The 15,555-nt window shown below is 57.0% G+C and carries 11 protein-coding genes; 10 read left to right on the top strand and 1 reads right to left on the bottom strand.

The features are described from left to right. Positions 1-50: 50 nt before the first annotated feature. From FFS21_RS32575 to FFS21_RS22935, 6 genes are all read left to right on the top strand, one after another. Positions 51-2,897 (top strand): DUF4011 domain-containing protein, encoded by a 2,847-nt coding sequence (locus FFS21_RS32575; protein WP_249359575.1) that lies wholly within the window; start codon positions 51-53, stop codon positions 2,895-2,897. Beyond that, positions 2,891-6,634 carry a DUF3320 domain-containing protein gene (locus FFS21_RS32570; protein ID WP_249359573.1) on the top strand — a complete coding sequence of 1,248 codons (3,744 nt, stop codon included), beginning with the start codon at positions 2,891-2,893 and terminating at the stop codon, positions 6,632-6,634. Before FFS21_RS32575 ends, FFS21_RS32570 begins: the two co-directional genes overlap by 7 nt. Before the next feature lie 61 nt (positions 6,635-6,695). Continuing rightward, the gene (locus tag FFS21_RS22950) at positions 6,696-7,178 is read left to right on the top strand and encodes a hypothetical protein (RefSeq protein ID WP_137927037.1); all 483 of its coding nucleotides are present in this window, start codon (positions 6,696-6,698) and stop codon (positions 7,176-7,178) included. 95 nt (positions 7,179-7,273) lie between these two features. Further along, positions 7,274-7,588: an H-NS histone family protein gene (locus FFS21_RS22945; RefSeq protein WP_137927036.1), complete on the top strand. Its 315-nt coding sequence runs from the start codon at positions 7,274-7,276 to the stop codon at positions 7,586-7,588. A gap of 77 nt (positions 7,589-7,665) precedes the next feature. Next, complete coding sequence (locus tag FFS21_RS22940; protein WP_137927035.1) at positions 7,666-8,223, top strand: HEPN domain-containing protein; 558 nt, start codon at positions 7,666-7,668, stop codon at positions 8,221-8,223. Between the two features lie 280 nt (positions 8,224-8,503). Next, the gene (locus tag FFS21_RS22935) at positions 8,504-9,340 is read left to right on the top strand and encodes a hypothetical protein (RefSeq protein WP_137927034.1); all 837 of its coding nucleotides are present in this window, start codon (positions 8,504-8,506) and stop codon (positions 9,338-9,340) included. Between the two features lie 347 nt (positions 9,341-9,687). Here FFS21_RS22935 and FFS21_RS22930 read toward each other — a convergent pair whose 3' ends face one another. Further along, complete coding sequence (locus tag FFS21_RS22930; protein ID WP_137927033.1) at positions 9,688-12,336, bottom strand: AAA family ATPase; 2,649 nt, start codon at positions 12,334-12,336, stop codon at positions 9,688-9,690. A gap of 278 nt (positions 12,337-12,614) precedes the next feature. Here FFS21_RS22930 and FFS21_RS22925 point away from each other — a divergent pair, with 278 nt between their 5' ends. The 4 genes from FFS21_RS22925 to FFS21_RS22915 form a co-directional block, all read left to right on the top strand. Beyond that, positions 12,615-13,040: an HU family DNA-binding protein gene (locus tag FFS21_RS22925; protein WP_137927032.1), complete on the top strand. Its 426-nt coding sequence runs from the start codon at positions 12,615-12,617 to the stop codon at positions 13,038-13,040. Between the two features lie 1,433 nt (positions 13,041-14,473). After that, positions 14,474-14,611, top strand: a complete 138-nt coding sequence (locus FFS21_RS32955; protein WP_502705193.1) for a YdcA family protein — start codon at positions 14,474-14,476, stop codon at positions 14,609-14,611. A gap of 35 nt (positions 14,612-14,646) precedes the next feature. Continuing rightward, positions 14,647-14,985 (top strand): hypothetical protein, encoded by a 339-nt coding sequence (locus tag FFS21_RS22920; protein WP_137927031.1) that lies wholly within the window; start codon positions 14,647-14,649, stop codon positions 14,983-14,985. Positions 14,986-15,229: 244 nt separating this feature from the next. Further along, on the top strand, positions 15,230-15,555 hold a 326-nt coding region (locus tag FFS21_RS22915), incomplete at its 3' end, for a hypothetical protein (RefSeq protein ID WP_137927030.1).

Here is a 15,555-nt window from a genome sequence, read left to right as displayed (position 1 = left end):
CGCTTTCTGGTCTCCGTATGCAGACCAGATTAAGCATTTGGACGGGCTGGATGGACAACCTGCACACCGAACAACAGCCGGCAGCTGAGGAGCTTCCGCGCGTAAAGATTGTTGCCACGCTGGCGGCCAAGATCAATCTGGCGGATTTTCAGAACGCCGTTCCTGCGATCCGCGAACTTACCGTACTCAACGATACGAAGGTTGACTACCAGACGCTCCGCCTGGTTGCGACTTCTGAACCTGCGTTCCTCAAAGCCAAGACTTGGCATCTGGATCGTCTGGGTTCGGAGCAGACTCTACGCGTTTCTGACCTTGATATTCCGTTGGATGGAGCTCTGCTAGGCCGTCTTACGGAAGCAGAGAAGGCTGTTGTTACCTTCCGCCTCTTGACTCAGGAGTCCGAAGAGTTGGCGGTCGCTGAAATGCACGTCGAGTTGCTTCCCCGAAACCAATGGGGCGGGATATCCTATTTGCCCGATATGGTTGCGGCGTTCGTGCAACCTAATGAACCGGCAGTAGAGCGGCTGCTTAAGCAAACATCGGAGGTCCTTCGCAAAGCGGGCAAGAGCGGAGCCATTGATGGCTACACGAATGGCGCAAAACGCGCTTGGGAACTGACTTCTGCAGTGTGGACCGCAGTCGGTTCAATGGGGCTCGACTATGCGCTTCCGCCGGCCAGCTTTGAGCGGACGGGCCAAAAGGTCCGTGGCCCCGGTCAGATTGCAGACTCCGGCCTTGCGACCTGCCTGGACCTTACCCTGTTGTTTTGTGCTGCGCTGGAGCAGGCCGGGCTGCACCCTATCGCCGTGTTCACGGAGGGCCATGCATTCGCCGGCGTCTGGCTAAAGCCAGAGGAGTTCACCACTGCGGTAGTCGACGATGTAACGGCGCTGCGGAAGCGGGTGAGGCTCAAAGAACTGGTGCTGTTCGAGACGACGCTGGCAACTCATCGCCCGCTGCCAAAATTTAGCTATGCGGTGGAGAAGGGCGCAGAGAAAATCTCCGAAGCAGAAGAGCAAAAATTTGGACTGGCAGTCGACATCCGGCGCGCGCGCCTTCAGCGCATCAAGCCTTTGGCCAGCAGTGAGGCCGCGACGGTCGTCGAGCCTGCGGCACAAGCTGGGAGCGTTGAACCGGATTTCGAGGATGCACCAGACCTTCCGGAAGACATCCACCAGCCATCGGAGGGTGAAACTCCGGAGCGGCCCGAAGACCGGTTGACCCGGTGGCAACGGAAACTGCTCGATCTCTCGTTGCGGAACAATCTGCTCAACTTCAAGGCAACGAAGAAGGCGGTCAAGCTGGATGCGCCGGATCCCAACGAGCTGGAAGACCTGCTGTCCGAGGGGCATGCAATCAAGCTGCTGCCGCGTCCGCAGCTTATGGAAGGCAACGATCCTCGGAGTCAGGCGCTTCATGAAGCGCGGGAGCGTGAGAACGTGCGTCGGCAGCACGCTCTCGATGCCCTCAAGCGGAAGGAAGTCTTTATCGGAATCACGCCTGAAGACATGGAAGCCCGACTGACCGAGCTCTATCGATCCTCGCGGGCGGCCCTTCAGGAGGGCGGCTCCAATACGCTGTTTCTGGCGCTGGGTTTCTTGTCATGGACGCGAGAAGCCACCGACGATAAACGCTTTCGCGCGCCGCTCATTTTGGTGCCAGTTAGCCTTGAGCGAAAGAACGCACGCTCGGGGTTCAGCATTCTGTTGCATGATGACGAGCCACGCTTCAATCCCACGCTAATTGAGATGCTCCGCCAGGACTTCGATTTGTCGTTGGACGTGGTGGAAGGCGAACTGCCGAAGGACGATTCCGGCCTCAATGTGGCCGCCATCTGGGATCGTGTCTCCGACGCAGTCAAGGACATCAAGGGCTGGGAGGTGGTCGACGACGTCGTACTGTCCTCCTTCTCGTTTGCAAAGTACCTGATGTGGAAGGACTTGGTAGAGCGTACCGACCAATTGAAGCAGAGCCCGGTGGTTAAGCATCTCATCGATACACCACGAGATGTCTACCCGAGCCCCATCGAGTTCCCCGAAGCCAGGAACCTCGACCGAGAACTCCCGCCGCAAGATACCTTCTGTCCGCTCCCTGCCGACTCATCCCAGTTGTCGGCAGTCGCTGCTGCAAGCAAGGGCAAGGACTTCGTCCTGATTGGACCTCCCGGTACCGGCAAGAGTCAGACCATCGCCAACCTCATTGCGCAATGCCTGGCCGAGCGAAAGCGCGTGCTGTTTGTCTCCGAGAAGATGGCGGCGCTGGACGTTGTCTATCGCCGATTAAAAGATGTCGGACTCGGCGGCTTCTGCCTGGAACTACATTCCAGCAAGGCCCGGAAGTTCGAAGTGCTCGAACAGCTTCGAAAGTCTTGGGATGCAGCCAACGCGGTTGAACCGGACGACTGGATCGCTGAGGCAGAACGATTGGGTGCTGTGCGTGCACAGTTGAATCGCTATGTCGAGCGCCTGCATGCCCGTCATGCCAACGGTTTGAGCGCTTATCAAGCCATCGGAGTAGTCGTCGCTGGCAGAGAACTGCCGATGGTTGAGCTGTCCTGGCCGGGAGCAGAGGTACACGATAGAAGCGCGCTTGACATGCTGCGCAACGCTGCCGACCTGCTTGATGTGAACGCGAAAGCTGTTGGCGAGCGAAATCTCACCACATCCCCGCTCGCTCACGTCGCTAATAGTGAATGGTCGCCTGGTTGGCAGACCACCTTGCTCTCGAAGTCTGCTGCGATGAAGCCGGTCGTTGAGCAGTACCACACGTCTGCATCGGAGTTCGTAAGTGCGGTCGGCTTGCCTCAGACTCCATTGGACGGGAAAGTTAGAACGGCCCTTGCTTTGCTGGCGAAGACCCTCCGGATGCTGCCGGTCGTGACTGGCAATTCGTGCTGAAGCCGGATGCGAAGCAGGTTTTCGAAGGTCTGAACCGAACGGTGCAACTAGTGCAGGAGCACGGCGAAGTTCTGGCTTCGCTACCTGCGCCTTTGGACGTCGAGCGAATCGAGACCATTCGGAAAGCCATTGCCACTCTTACGCGGCATCGACAACTTACCGAGCAGCTGGCTGAACCATGGGCGTCAACTGTGCTCGAGAAGCTGCAGCATGGCGTCGGGCTGGTGTCGACGATTGCGGACGAGACACGGAAGCTCTCGCTGCCATACAAGTCAAAGCTCACTAGCGCATTCGTCAAGCAGCTGAAGGCTGACTTGGACGAGGTGGAGGCTTCGGCGTGGCCAATGAGCTGGATGAAGCGTAAGGCTCTCATCAAGAAGCTGAAGGAAGGTGCCGACGGCCCAGGAGAGCCGACAATCGAAAATGACGTGCAATGCCTCGTCAAAATCGACGATCTCCGCACGCAGGTCATTGCAATCACCGACCTGAAGTATTCGACTGGAGGCGTCTGGAACTCCCTGGAAACAGACCTGGATGTTGCTCGAGCATCCGTCTCCTTTCAGAAGGCACTCTCCGCCTCCCGCAATCGCGCGGAATGGGAAGACGTTGGATTGGAACCCATCGCACAGGGTGCATGTGGTGATATCGCGCGAGCTGACCTCGTACGAATGAAGGAGCTTCGCAGCCTGGGCGCAGAACTCACGAGGCTGGAAAGTGTGGCAGTCGACATGCCGGGCGTCTGGGCTGGCTACGAAACCGACTTGGCGATCGCCATGTCGTTTGCCGTGTATCAATCCGCGCTCCGAGAGGCCAAGGGTGGAAACAAGTGGGCGGACAGCGGCCTGACATTCGTCGAAATGGGGCGGTGCGGCGAGGTGCCAGGTCGCGCACTCGTAGGGATGCGTAAGCTGGTTCGTCTGGAGCAGGAGCTAGGTGGTCTTGCTGACTTGGCGCAAAGAACTGCCAACCTCTGGGCCGGCCTGCGTACAAAACCAACAGATGTGTCTGCCGTCCACGCTTTCCATTCGTCGCTGTTGGCTGCACTTGCGCCGCTCGCGGCGACGCCGGAAGGTGTGGCAGGGGTTCGGGAATGCATTGGCCGCATTTTGGGCGCCGGAAACATGCTGTTGGAGGCGGGCGGTCCCATTGCCGTAGCCGGACGTCAGTATGAAGATGCCAAAACAGCGCTTGATGCGGCAGCTGGCGAGTTTGCCATTGCGAGTGGCCTTGCTGGGAATGACGCAGCGATCCTGAACCTCACATCGGCAGAAATTGGGGATAAGGCAGCGCAGGTCATCAACTCACAAGGTCGACTGAATGCGTGGTGCGCGTGGCGCAAGGCGCGAGGCCAGGCCATCGCGCTTGGTCTAGCGCCATTGGTTGCCGCTGTGGAAAATGGTGCCGTCGCGGCTGGCAACATTCGCGAAATGTTTGACACGGCGTATGCCCGCTGGTGGCTTAACGCCGTCGTCGATGCCGATGATGTGCTGCGCAACTTCGTGTCTGCCGAACATGAGAAACGGATTCGTGACTTCCGGGAACTTGACGAACGCTTTACGAAACTGACGCAATCCTGGGTCAGGGCCCGACTTTCGTCTGGGTTGCCAACGCAGAAGAGTGTGTCGCGGGATTCGGAATGGGGCGTGCTTCGCTACGAGATGAATAAGAAGAGTAAGCATCTTCCCCTCCGCGAGCTGATGAGTCAGGCGCCAGGCGCTGTACTGTCGTTGACGCCATGCCTTTTGATGAGCCCTTTGTCCATCGCTCAGTATTTGTCGTCGGACTCGGCAGACTTTGACCTGGTCGTCTTCGACGAGGCATCACAGATTCCAGTTTGGGATGCTATTGGAGCGATCGCTCGCGGTAAGCAGGTGGTGATGGTTGGCGATCCAAAGCAACTTCCGCCCACGAGCTTCTTTGACCGTGCGGAGTCGGATTCGGAAGACATGGACGTTGAGAGCGACCTTGAGAGCATTCTCGACGAGTGTATCGCTGCGAACTTGCCTACGCGGAACTTGACCTGGCATTACCGCAGTCGTCATGAGAGTCTCATCGCATTCTCGAATCATCGCTATTACGAAGGCGGTCTTGTAACGTTCCCGTCCCCCGTGACGAACGACCGGGCCGTCAGCTTCCATCTCATCAAAGAGGGGCTGTATGAGAAGGGCGGGGCGCGCATCAACAAGCCAGAAGCAAAGGCCTTGGTTGCAGATTTAGTTGCGCGCCTGAAGCAGCCAGGATTCCGTGATTCCGGGCTGACCATTGGTGTTGTTACGTTCAATACCGAACAGCAGACCCTTATCATGGACCTGCTGGATGAAGAGCGCCGAAAGGACGCGAGCATTGAGCCGTTCTTCATGGATACCGAGCTCGAACCAATCTTCGTCAAGAACCTCGAAAGCGTTCAGGGAGACGAACGAGACATCATGTACTTCTCGCTCACCTATGGCCCGACTGTTAGCGGTGAAGCTTCCATGAATTTCGGGCCCATGAACAAGCAAGGTGGCGAGCGACGCTTGAACGTGGCCGTCACCCGTGCTCGGCACGAATTGAGAGTGTTCTCAAGTTTGCGTCCGGAACAACTGGACCTATCGCGTACACAAGCTGCAGGGGTGCGCGACCTGAAGCACTTCATGGAGTTTGCGGAGCGGGGTGCCCGCGCCTTGGGCGAGGCCGTGGCCGGAAGCTTGGGCGGCTTTGATAGCCCGTTTGAGCAGTCGGTCCATGCGGCACTGACTGCCAAGGGCTGGAATCTCCATACACAAGTGGGTGTATCCGCGTTCCGCATTGACCTTGGTGTCGTAGACCCCGACGCACCTGGATCCTACTTGGCCGGGGTGGAGTGCGATGGGGCGACCTACCATCGTTCTGCGACCGCGCGTGACAGGGACAAGCTTCGCGAACAGGTCCTTCGCGGCTTGGGATGGGAGATAGTGCGCATCTGGTCCACCGACTGGTGGATCGACGCCAATGGCGTTGCTGAGAAAATCCATCAGCAACTCACTGCGCTGCTAGCGGCAAAGCGTGCGGCCCGAGACGAAGAAGCCGAGCGAGCAGAGGCACTGGCCAAGGCGGCAATTGAAGCTGCCATGACGAAACCCGCCGCCGCTCCGCAGGCCTCGCAACGTTCCGATTCCCCTCGAGTGGAGACCGAGGATATCGAAGTCGGCCCAGCCGTCTTCGCCTCCAACCATCCTGTTTCCGCAGCGCCGACCACCGATCCTGTGGACGCGTTTGTGGAAGTTGATTTGTTGATGGTGGGTTATGCCATCAGTCCAGATTCATTCTTCGACGCAAACTACGATGCAACCTTGCTTGGAATGATCGAGCACGTCATCTCGGTTGAGGGGCCGGTGCGGGATGAGGTTCTCGCTCGACGTATTGCGCGAGCTCACAGCTGGTCGAGAACGGGGTCCCGCATTCAGGATCGCGTCGTTCGTCTGGCTGAGTCGCAGTTCGTTGCGCGCAAGGAGGACGTTGGTACATTCTTCTGGCCGAAGGGAAGTGACGGTACTGAAGTCATTGGCTTCCGGCGGTCACCGGTCGGTAACGCGCGCTCAGTGGACGAAATCTCTCTTTCGGAGCTTACTTCGCTTGCCAGCAAGCTGCGAGGCGATGGCCATGACGAAGAAGCGGCACTGACGCTTATGGCGCGAGAGTTGGGCTTATTGAAGCTGAGAGCAGCCAGTCGCGAGCGCTTACAAGTTGCATGGCAGACCAGCGTCAACTTTCAGTAGGCGTTCTTGACGTGCTAGTGCATGCGGTACCTCGTGCCGCTTTCAATTACGCGAGATTCAGATGGGGCATGACGAAGCTGGTATTAGAGAATACAGAACAAGGATCCGTGCCGCAGCGGTAGCTTGGCGCGAAGACCATCGTTCACAGCACGACGTCTGGACAATCGAAACCGTAAAGCACTTAGCGTTCGTGAATGGCGCAGGGCTGGCAGGTGCTGCCGCCCTTTATGCAAGTACGGATGCGGCTAAGAAGGTGTCTGGATTGCTAGGAGTGCCCGCCGCTGTCTTTTTTGCAGTCGGCCTAGCGCTCGCCGTTCTTGATATGTACTTCAATTCTCTCGGTGCACTTTCGCGAATGAAGGACCTCGATGCCAGGCTTAGGATTTGGGATAATCATCCTGGGCCTGGGGAGCCAGAGGCAAAAAAACTTCTGAAAGATACTGCCGCTGGCAAATGGTGCTTCATAGGTGCGGAATTTTCAGGTTGGCTGTCGGCAATCCTGTTTGTGTTCGGAGCATATCCCTTCGTCTTCCTGAAATTCTGAGGCGGCTACCCGGGCTGTTTTTGTGGCAATCGAGGCTAGATTTAACTTTCTTCGAGTGGGAGTATCATCGCGGTGGATCCACAAGGAGAACCCGCATGGCAACCTATAAGCAACTACTGGCCCAAAAAGAAGCTCTGGAAGCTCAACTCGCAGAAGTCCGCGCAAATGAAGTGGCAGGCGTTATCGAGCAGATCCGCACGCTGATGGAGCAGTACGGTCTGTCCGTCGAAGATATTCAAGGGAAGCGCCGTCGTGGTCGGCCTGCCGGCAGCGGTGCCGCCAAGGCAGCGAAGGAGCCGTTGCCTCCGAAATATCGTGACCCGAAGACTGGTGCGACTTGGTCCGGTCGGGGTAGGGCACCGGCGTGGTTGGGCAAGAATCCGAAGCGATTCTTGATTGGTGAAGAATGACGGTAGTCGCTCTTCACTGCTGATGCAAGAGGGCCATGCATTGCATGGCCGGCAGCCCACCATCACGCCAACGGTCTATGCAATCAACGTCCCGGGCAAGCAACACGTTCACCTACGCCATTTCAGACGCGGAAGTGTTGTTGTCGTTGTTTGACTCCATGAACTCGAAGCCACCTCCTGACAGTGCCGAGGTTCTTAAACGTGCCGGTCTAATTATGGCTCTGACAGCATGGGAAACGTATGTCGAGGACAGGATTCGCGAGGAGATGAATGTAAGGCTGAGGGTTATAGCAGGGAGCCCCGTTGGCCAATTTGTGAACCGCCGCTTGGAGGAGGAACTGAAACGCTTCCACACTCCGAGTGCGGACAAAACTAGGCGCCTTTTCCACGAGTATGCAGGCATAGACGTTACCGAATACTGGGACTGGCCGCAGTACGACTGCGCGCGGGTGAAGAAAACGCTGGATGACCTCATCAGTAAAAGAGGCGATGCTGCTCATCGCGCTCGGCCGGTGGTGCAAGGTGTCCCTCCGCCTCATCTCGTCAAACGCGATGATCTGGAGAAGGCGATACGTTTCTTGAAGACTCTCGTTGAGGCCACGGACAGAGCATTGTCCGGGCATGCTGCGATGTGAGGCTTGGTACCTAGGCCCTTCCGGTTCTCGATTCTTGTCTGCCGTCAGTGGCAGCAGAGTGGTCGTGCAGGCGGGGAAAACACTAACCACGTCAACCGCTCTTAGTTTCGGCGCAGAGCTTCGCTTCTGTGCTGCCAACCTCTCATTGCCATTCTCAAGATCGCTTGTCTTTGGCCGATAAATAACGAAGCGGGGCGGAGCACGCTGAAGCCATTGGTATGACCGGAGGAATGAAGGTCCTGGCCTCGTGTTCGTAGTGAGAGCCAAATAGTCGAGAGATATGCGTGACGAGCTAATGTCGGATGCGTTGTGCTGGGAGTTGGAAACGCAAGTCACCGCGGAGTACGCGGACGCGGCCAAGGTAAGCGAAGGCTTCGCATTCTATTGCCCGCACGAAGTATGTCTAGCCAAAGTACATACCGCAACCAAGAAGAACACGTACTTCGTCGCGCCAGACAGACATGTCAGAGGCTGTCCAAACGAAGCGCGCTCTACTGAAGCGTCATCGCAGCTCGGCGCACCTCGAATTCGGTCCGCTCAGGTCCGAGACGTGCCAGTCCCAAACCTGCTTGGCCAACCTCCCAAACTGAAGCCCAAGCCACGAGCGCCAACGCGTGAAGAGTTGAAGCAGCTTGCCAGTGCCGTACGAGGCCGTCCTGTTCTGCATCCAGGCACTCTGGAAGAAGTCGTCGATGCATGGATTCGATTGGCGCCCGAGGAACGGCATCTGCGACCACTAACGATTGGTACTCACACACTCACATACGCTACCGCCTTCACCTTTGTGCGTGACTTGCCTCGTCCCTGTGAAGTTGCTACGCTGAATCTCGACGCCCGGATTGTCTTTGGCGCGGTGAAAGTCTGGCCGTTCAAGCACATGATACTCATCGAGAGCTGGAAAAAATTCTTGGCCGAAACAGCCGCAACTGAGGTGCCGCTACGCCTCACCTTGAATCAGAACGAGACCCCCGAGCATATCGCGAGCTTTGTCGGGAAGGGCACGACCCTCTTTTGGCACGGCGTGAAGCCAGAGTTGTCTCAGAACGGGAGTAGCCTTCGCTTCAAGGTTGATTTCAGTTCGGTCTATACAGGCATTGTGCTACGGTTCGACGAATAGAAGGCCCGAAGTTGGCCGATACTTTCAGTCACGGAATTCTGTCGCAGCCCGCTGCACTGCTTTGGTTGCAAGCGATCGACGTCCTCGTCCACCCCCGGAGATAGTGAAGCATTGGGGCTTGTGGTCCTTGAGGCTTCGAGTTGTGAGAGACCGGTGATAGGGTTGATCTGGCTGGAATTCCAGGAACCTTCATGAGGGACATTCACGGCCTACTGGTTGCAGCTGACTGGGGTGGAGGGACGATTCGCCTACTCCGACCACTCGTGCGCGCTCGTCTCCTCGACACGGTTCACTGCTCTGCTGCAGCAGGCAGCAGGCAGCAAAGCAGTGAGGCGGTGCGAAGACCGCTAGTGCACTTCGGCTTGCGCCTCTCCATCCTTCACGACGCGACCAGAGAACTCCTTGATCCAGACAATGAGGTTGTCGACATCGCGCTCCAGAACCTCGATTGCGGGGCATTCGGCTGGCAACTCGCTCGACTGAGAGTGCTCGAACACGGAGTAGCGCGTCATGAGATCATCAATCATCATGCAGTCGCTGGTCTGAATGCGGGCGAGCTTGCCGATGACGTTCTGAGTCGTGATGCTTCGGCGGAATCGAATCAGTACGCCGTTAAGCAGCACGGTCTCGACGCAGCGCTCAACCAAGATGCGAATGTCGCTACACACGCTCTTTGCCCGTTGCTCGTACTCTTCGACCTCAGCGGCTTCGTAAAGCTTCCTCAGTTGTGCAATCGATTCATTGCGGATCTTGTTGAGAGCCTTTTCCGGCTTCGCATCCCGGACGCTCATGTCGGCAACCAGGCCAGCGTTGGGCCCAAGACGTCGCAGAGAAATAGTTGCCAAGTCGACCGGAGCACTCCGTTTTTCGAGTTCAGCTTGATCACGGAGCTTTTTTACCGTAGTTTCGACTTGAGCCAACAGGGAGAGCCGATGGGTAAAGACGATTACTTGGCGCTCCTGTGCCAGCGACACGAGTCGGTCAACGACATGCTCTTCAAAGTCTTGATCCAAGGATGAGATGGGGTCGTCGAACACGAAGGGTGTGGGCTGACCTGAGCCCGAGATGTCGGCGAGAAATGCGGCTAGGGCGATGATTCGACGCTCACCCTCGCTCAGAATGGATTCCGCGTTGACGTTGTCCCCAGCCTCCTTGACAGAAAGCGAGAAAGTGACTTTTCCTTTGCCTTGCTGTTTGCTCTTGGGTTGGACGGGCAGCCTGGTGCCGCCAAGAGCTTTTAGTTCGCGAGCAAACCTGTCTTGGTAGCCTCCTCTCAGCTCCAACTCCGCGAGCTCCGTGTTCTTTTTGGTAAGAGCCGTGGTTGAGCACAGCGACATTGCCTTGCTGAGGGTCGCGGCGATCTTTAGTCGTTCGACCTCAGCACGGACCGCGTCAATCTCCCGGTTCAGCCATTGGCATGCAATCAGTTCCTGCACGCGCGCAGCGAGTTGCTTTCGCTTGTCGTCCTCTAACATGCCTGACAATGTCTTCTTCTCTGCCGAAAGTTGACCCAGGACAGTGGCGATGGGCACCTCGAGGGCAGACCAGTCAATCGCCGGTACTTCGTTGATATTGTTAGCGACGTTCGCTGCCTCGCGCCGTGCAGTCAAAGCGCTAAGCCATTCTGATGCAGCGTTCTCCTCGAGTTTGATCGGGTTGGCGGTTACCACCCACGCCTTCGCGTCAGGAAGAACGGGCAATGCCCTCACAGCCTTGCCCAGCGCTGCTTCAGCAGCCGTGGCGTCCTTCTCCAACTCTCCCCGTACGAACTTCTCGAATTGCGTTAGACGAGCCTTGGTCTCTTCATCGACCGGTTGCTGACATAGGACGCAACGTGCGTTATCGGAAGTATTTGGAAAGGGGTTGTTCTTGTAAGCGTGAGAAACCGAGAATTCGCGAGCCTTTTCCCACAGTTCACGCCACGATTCTTGTCCGACTCCCTCCAACGGCGACCCCGCAAAAACCTTCTCGGCATCTTCGCTTGCCGCCTTGCGTTTCCGAATAGCGGAAGCTCGCACATCTACTAGCTTGGAAACGCTTTCGTCGCCGAGTGCACTCTTCCAGCCCTGCACCATTGTTTGGACCACATTGAGGGCGGTAATCTCGCGTTCGATGGTCTTCAGTCTTCCAGGGATGTTCCTCTCGGCGAGGTTCGCCTCGCCTGCAATGCGCTCTCGGTCCATGTCCTCGGTGAAACGACACGCGGCTTCGATGGCTTCAGGAGACGTGTCGCCCTTCATCGAAGTAAGGAAGCTCGCGGACGAGGTGCCGGCGAGACTTTCAGGCAATTTCGGCAGCTTGCAGTGCAACCTGCTCTTTCTCTCCAGCAGTTCCTCAGAGACTAGATCGCTGATCCTGATCAGAGACGAAACAAAACGCATCCGAGAAGGCTCGTACGTTGCTTCATTCTTCGCGCCAAAGTACATGGTTGCGACGTTGGAATCGAACACGTGCACATGTCGGAGTTGGGGAATCGGGCCATCTGACAGCTTCCACGTACCGTCCTTTTCCACATCACCAACGGAGAGGTGTATCTTCGCGGTCGGTTCACATTGCTCCTTGGCAAAGACATTCCCAAGAAGATCTTCCTTGGCGCGAGAGCCGCAGAACTGTTTTATGAGCCTTGAGTACCCGCTCTTCCCTGAGCCGTTGGCGCCGTAGACAACGAAAAGTCCGGTCGTTCCGAAGTCGAGTGAAGCCCCGTCCTTGATGGCGTTCACTCCGGCCACCTCGCAGATCTTTCTGAGCCGGATAGGAGGTTGACTTATCGGCTGCGCTAGAACACCGGCGCCAACCGATTCAAACTGGTCACTCTTCTGTTTGGCGGCCTCTAGTACGCATAGATCAGCGAGCTCCTTGATGGCAGGCCCATCTGGCCGCCCGCGAGTTCTGATCATTCTTGCTGCTGCTGTTTGAAGCCACTTGTGGCGCTCCGTCAGCCACTGCTCAAAAGGATCGAGCGCGGTTGCGCTTGCGAGCCCGTCTTCCCTCTTCATCGAATCTCCTCAGTGTTACTGCCTTGTTGTCGGCTTGCTCATGAGACGAGAGCGCAATGGCCGGTATTGCTGTCCTTTGCGCAAGGATGATAGCCAAAAAGGCGATCAGGAAGGCTGGTGTAGAGGCCATCCCCCACCTTAGGGTGATGAGCTGTTGTCGACGTGCGCACGTTTACTGCTTCGGTCGCTTAACTTCTTCCCGTTGCACGTTGATGCCGAAATTCGATATGCTCAGTGAATTCCGGCAATGGTGCCGGTAGTTCTGCGATAGGAACCACATGGCAACGAAGAAGACGGCCGCCCCGAAAGCTGCGGCAAAGAAAGCAGCGGCACCGGCAAAGAAGGCTGCACCCGTAGCGAAGAAGGCGGCAGCCGCAGCGCCGGTCGCAAAGCCGTTGAAGGATATGTTCAACAAGTCGAGCCTTCTGGCCCACTTGGTTGCCCAGACTGAGCTGGACAAGAAGACGGTGCAAACTGTCCTGTCTCACCTCGAGAACACCATCGTGAGCTCGATCCACAAGAAGGGCGCCGGCGAATTTACGCTGCCGGGCCTTTTCAAGGTCTCGGCCATCCAAGTGCCAGCAACGAAGAAGCGCTTCGGCAAGAATCCGTTCACGGGTGCCGAACAGTGGTTCGCTGCCAAACCGGCATCCGTGAAGGTCAAGGTTCGCCCGTTGAAGAAGCTGAAGGACGCTGCCCTGTAAGTTCAAGGGCTCGCCAGAAAGCAAGAAGGGAAGCGCAAAGCTTCCCTTCTTGCTTTCGCGGAGCGAATCTCTAGCGATAGAGCGAAGTCAGAAGCGAACCAACACCGGGGGCAGCCAGGTCTGACGCCCCACCGCGGTGAAGGGGGGTGCCCAGGCTATGATTGGAGAGTTCACTTTTCCCCACGGCAACACAGCATCCGAGTCCCGAGGCTCAAGTCTCGGACCCGAAAAGAGGGATTCGAAACCCCCAACCCGAGGCTCGCTGTGAGACTCGAGCGGCGCAAGGAAGCGGCTGCTCGCCATCAACCTCTGCACCCTGGCTGCCGACCGCGAAGCGGGCAACATGCACGCAAACAAACGCAATATCTAGATCGCGGACATCTACGAAGGTTATTCCAGTAACGATCTCAAGCTTAGCAATTCAAAGGAATAACCCTAAACATATCCTCACTCACAGAGACGCTATGCTTTTGGGAGGAGATCTTTCTTGAGGTATGAAAGGGACAGCCGAAGGCCCCCTATGCGCAAGCTTGGGTGTTGCCTTCCGTCCGGCGGATCGCCAGATTCCGACAGTCTTTTCGAGCCGTGCGCTATCCTCGTCCGCACGCTGGTCGTCTCAGCTCTACCCCCGCAGAGACCAGTCTCCCCTCGCCGCTGCCGTATCAAGCCGACCAACGAGGCGGTCACCACCGAAGCCTTTCAGGAGGAAAGGGTGGCCCTCCCGTCGGGCGGCTTTGCGCTCGGCCGACGTGTGACCTACTTGTATACGTTCGCAGGAGGGTCATAACCGGTCGATGGTGATACTTTGTCGAGATAACCAATGGCTTCAGAGCTATGATTTGGTTATAACGGCGAAGAATTCCCCAGCTGGTCTCGGCTTTTTCGGGATAGGTACTAGCAATTCTTAATGGCAGTTTCGGTCGCCGGCATTTTCAATACGAGTTCCCAGTCTCTTGTGGGGTCAAGTCTCGCAGTGTCTGTACCGTTGCACTTGCTATCACTGAAGAAAACAGAGTCGACCGGATGTCGAAAAAAGCGGCACAAAGAAAGCGGGACACCAATCAGCTGGTAAGTGTCATCGCAGATTACCATCTGCAATCGACGTCGAGGCCTCACCGGGCAATCCTGCAGCCTGTGGAGCCGACAAAAGAGGTGAAAGGACTGTTGAAGTCGCTGGGCATAGGGTGCCTCTGGTTCATTGGAGACGACCTAGACCAGCTGGCAACGTGCAGCCCGACGTTGAGCTCCCTGGTCGCCTAAAGAAGTCTTGCTGCGGGGACGCCCCTGTGCCCAACCAGACTGCGCGGGCGCGGAATCCAGTCCTACTCGCGAAGGGTTTTCGCCATTGCTCTGGGTGAGGAGACTTAGGGCCTTTCTCATACAGATCAAACTACGTGCTCAAATCCACCTCCGCAGTTCTGGTGTGCTTCCTGATGTTCAGCAACACAGCCCATGCTAAAGGCCGCAAACCTTGTTCAGGTAGCAAGGGAGGCGTTTCACATTGCAGTGGCGGAAAGTTCGTTTGCAACGACGGAACGCTGAGCAAATCGACGAAGACTTGTTCGGCCTAACCGGACGGCAACAACCATAACAACCGATAGGGGCAATGATGAGAACCAAAAGCGAACGCTACATTGATGCACTTGCCCAGCTGCCGCAGTTCTACGCAGCACTGCAGGACTCGCATATCGAAAATAGGGTGAATTGCGCACTAACCGGTGTCGTGGTCCAGGCGGTTCCGGATCCGAATGAGGAGGACCATGAATGTCTCGAGGTGACCTTCCCTGGCGGGCAGCCGTTCCAGGTCATCGCGCCTATCTATCTCGGATTGCAAGTCGGAGAGGCGGTGCGGCATGAATCGATGTCGGCCGAAGACGGTGCTGACCCTGTTGCGAAGCGCTCTGCTGAGCTCCTTGAGCATTTGAGGCGTAAGCACACCCTCTAGGCCTCGCCGGCTTGCGCGGGAACGGCGAAGCGAAGGACTGGGCGGCCGTTCATGAAACATGAGGAATCGACTGCTTCATCATTTTCCAGACAGTGTAAACAACCGCTGCGTCTCCTCGCACAGATGCAGGCCGAAGTACTGACGAACCGGCCAATGGCGGAAGCGACGTCGGCCGATAGGTTCATGGGCCGATGCGTCGCTGCTCGCAAGAACGATCTACGTATGTCATTAGGCTAAAGCCAAGATGGAGCATTTGCAAAAGTACAACACCCACATCGAAAAGCGACAGGCTGTCGCCAAGGCGGCCTTCGAACTGGAGCATCGGAGCCAGCCATTTAAGACGGATTTGGAGCCTCTGCGCAACGAACTTTTGCATCTGGAGTCGCTGCGCGAAGAGGTCGTGACGGCGGTAAGTATCCTGCTTGAGGCCGACGAGCGGATTGTCGAATCCCAAGTCAAGGCCGATGAAATCGGCGCGGCCGGTGACGAACTTGGAAAGTTGAAGCAGCAAGGGAGTTTGTCTACGGCACACGCGTGGACGCGTATGAGCTTGAGTTGGAAGATTCTTCT

Source organism: Cupriavidus sp. 2SB, from assembly GCF_005503625.1.
In the GTDB taxonomy this organism is placed as follows: Bacteria; Pseudomonadota; Gammaproteobacteria; order Burkholderiales; family Burkholderiaceae; genus Cupriavidus.
The sequence above is the reverse complement of the archived record's forward strand: the minus strand, read 5'-3'. Positions and strand labels throughout refer to the sequence as shown.

What these genes read in the sequence shown, in the direction of transcription:
- FFS21_RS32575 (WP_249359575.1), top strand. Translation starts at nt 51, where the DNA reads ATGGACAACCTGCACACCGAACAACAGCCGGCAGCTGAGGAGCTTCCG.
- FFS21_RS22950 (WP_137927037.1), top strand. Translation starts at nt 6,696, where the DNA reads ATGGGGCATGACGAAGCTGGTATTAGAGAATACAGAACAAGGATCCGT.
- FFS21_RS22945 (WP_137927036.1), top strand. Translation starts at nt 7,274, where the DNA reads ATGGCAACCTATAAGCAACTACTGGCCCAAAAAGAAGCTCTGGAAGCT.
- FFS21_RS22940 (WP_137927035.1), top strand. Translation starts at nt 7,666, where the DNA reads ATGCAATCAACGTCCCGGGCAAGCAACACGTTCACCTACGCCATTTCA.
- FFS21_RS22935 (WP_137927034.1), top strand. Translation starts at nt 8,504, where the DNA reads ATGCGTGACGAGCTAATGTCGGATGCGTTGTGCTGGGAGTTGGAAACG.
- FFS21_RS22930 (WP_137927033.1), bottom strand. Translation starts at nt 12,336, where the DNA reads ATGAAGAGGGAAGACGGGCTCGCAAGCGCAACCGCGCTCGATCCTTTT.
- FFS21_RS22925 (WP_137927032.1), top strand. Translation starts at nt 12,615, where the DNA reads ATGGCAACGAAGAAGACGGCCGCCCCGAAAGCTGCGGCAAAGAAAGCA.
- FFS21_RS32955 (WP_502705193.1), top strand. Translation starts at nt 14,474, where the DNA reads ATGTTCAGCAACACAGCCCATGCTAAAGGCCGCAAACCTTGTTCAGGT.
- FFS21_RS22920 (WP_137927031.1), top strand. Translation starts at nt 14,647, where the DNA reads ATGATGAGAACCAAAAGCGAACGCTACATTGATGCACTTGCCCAGCTG.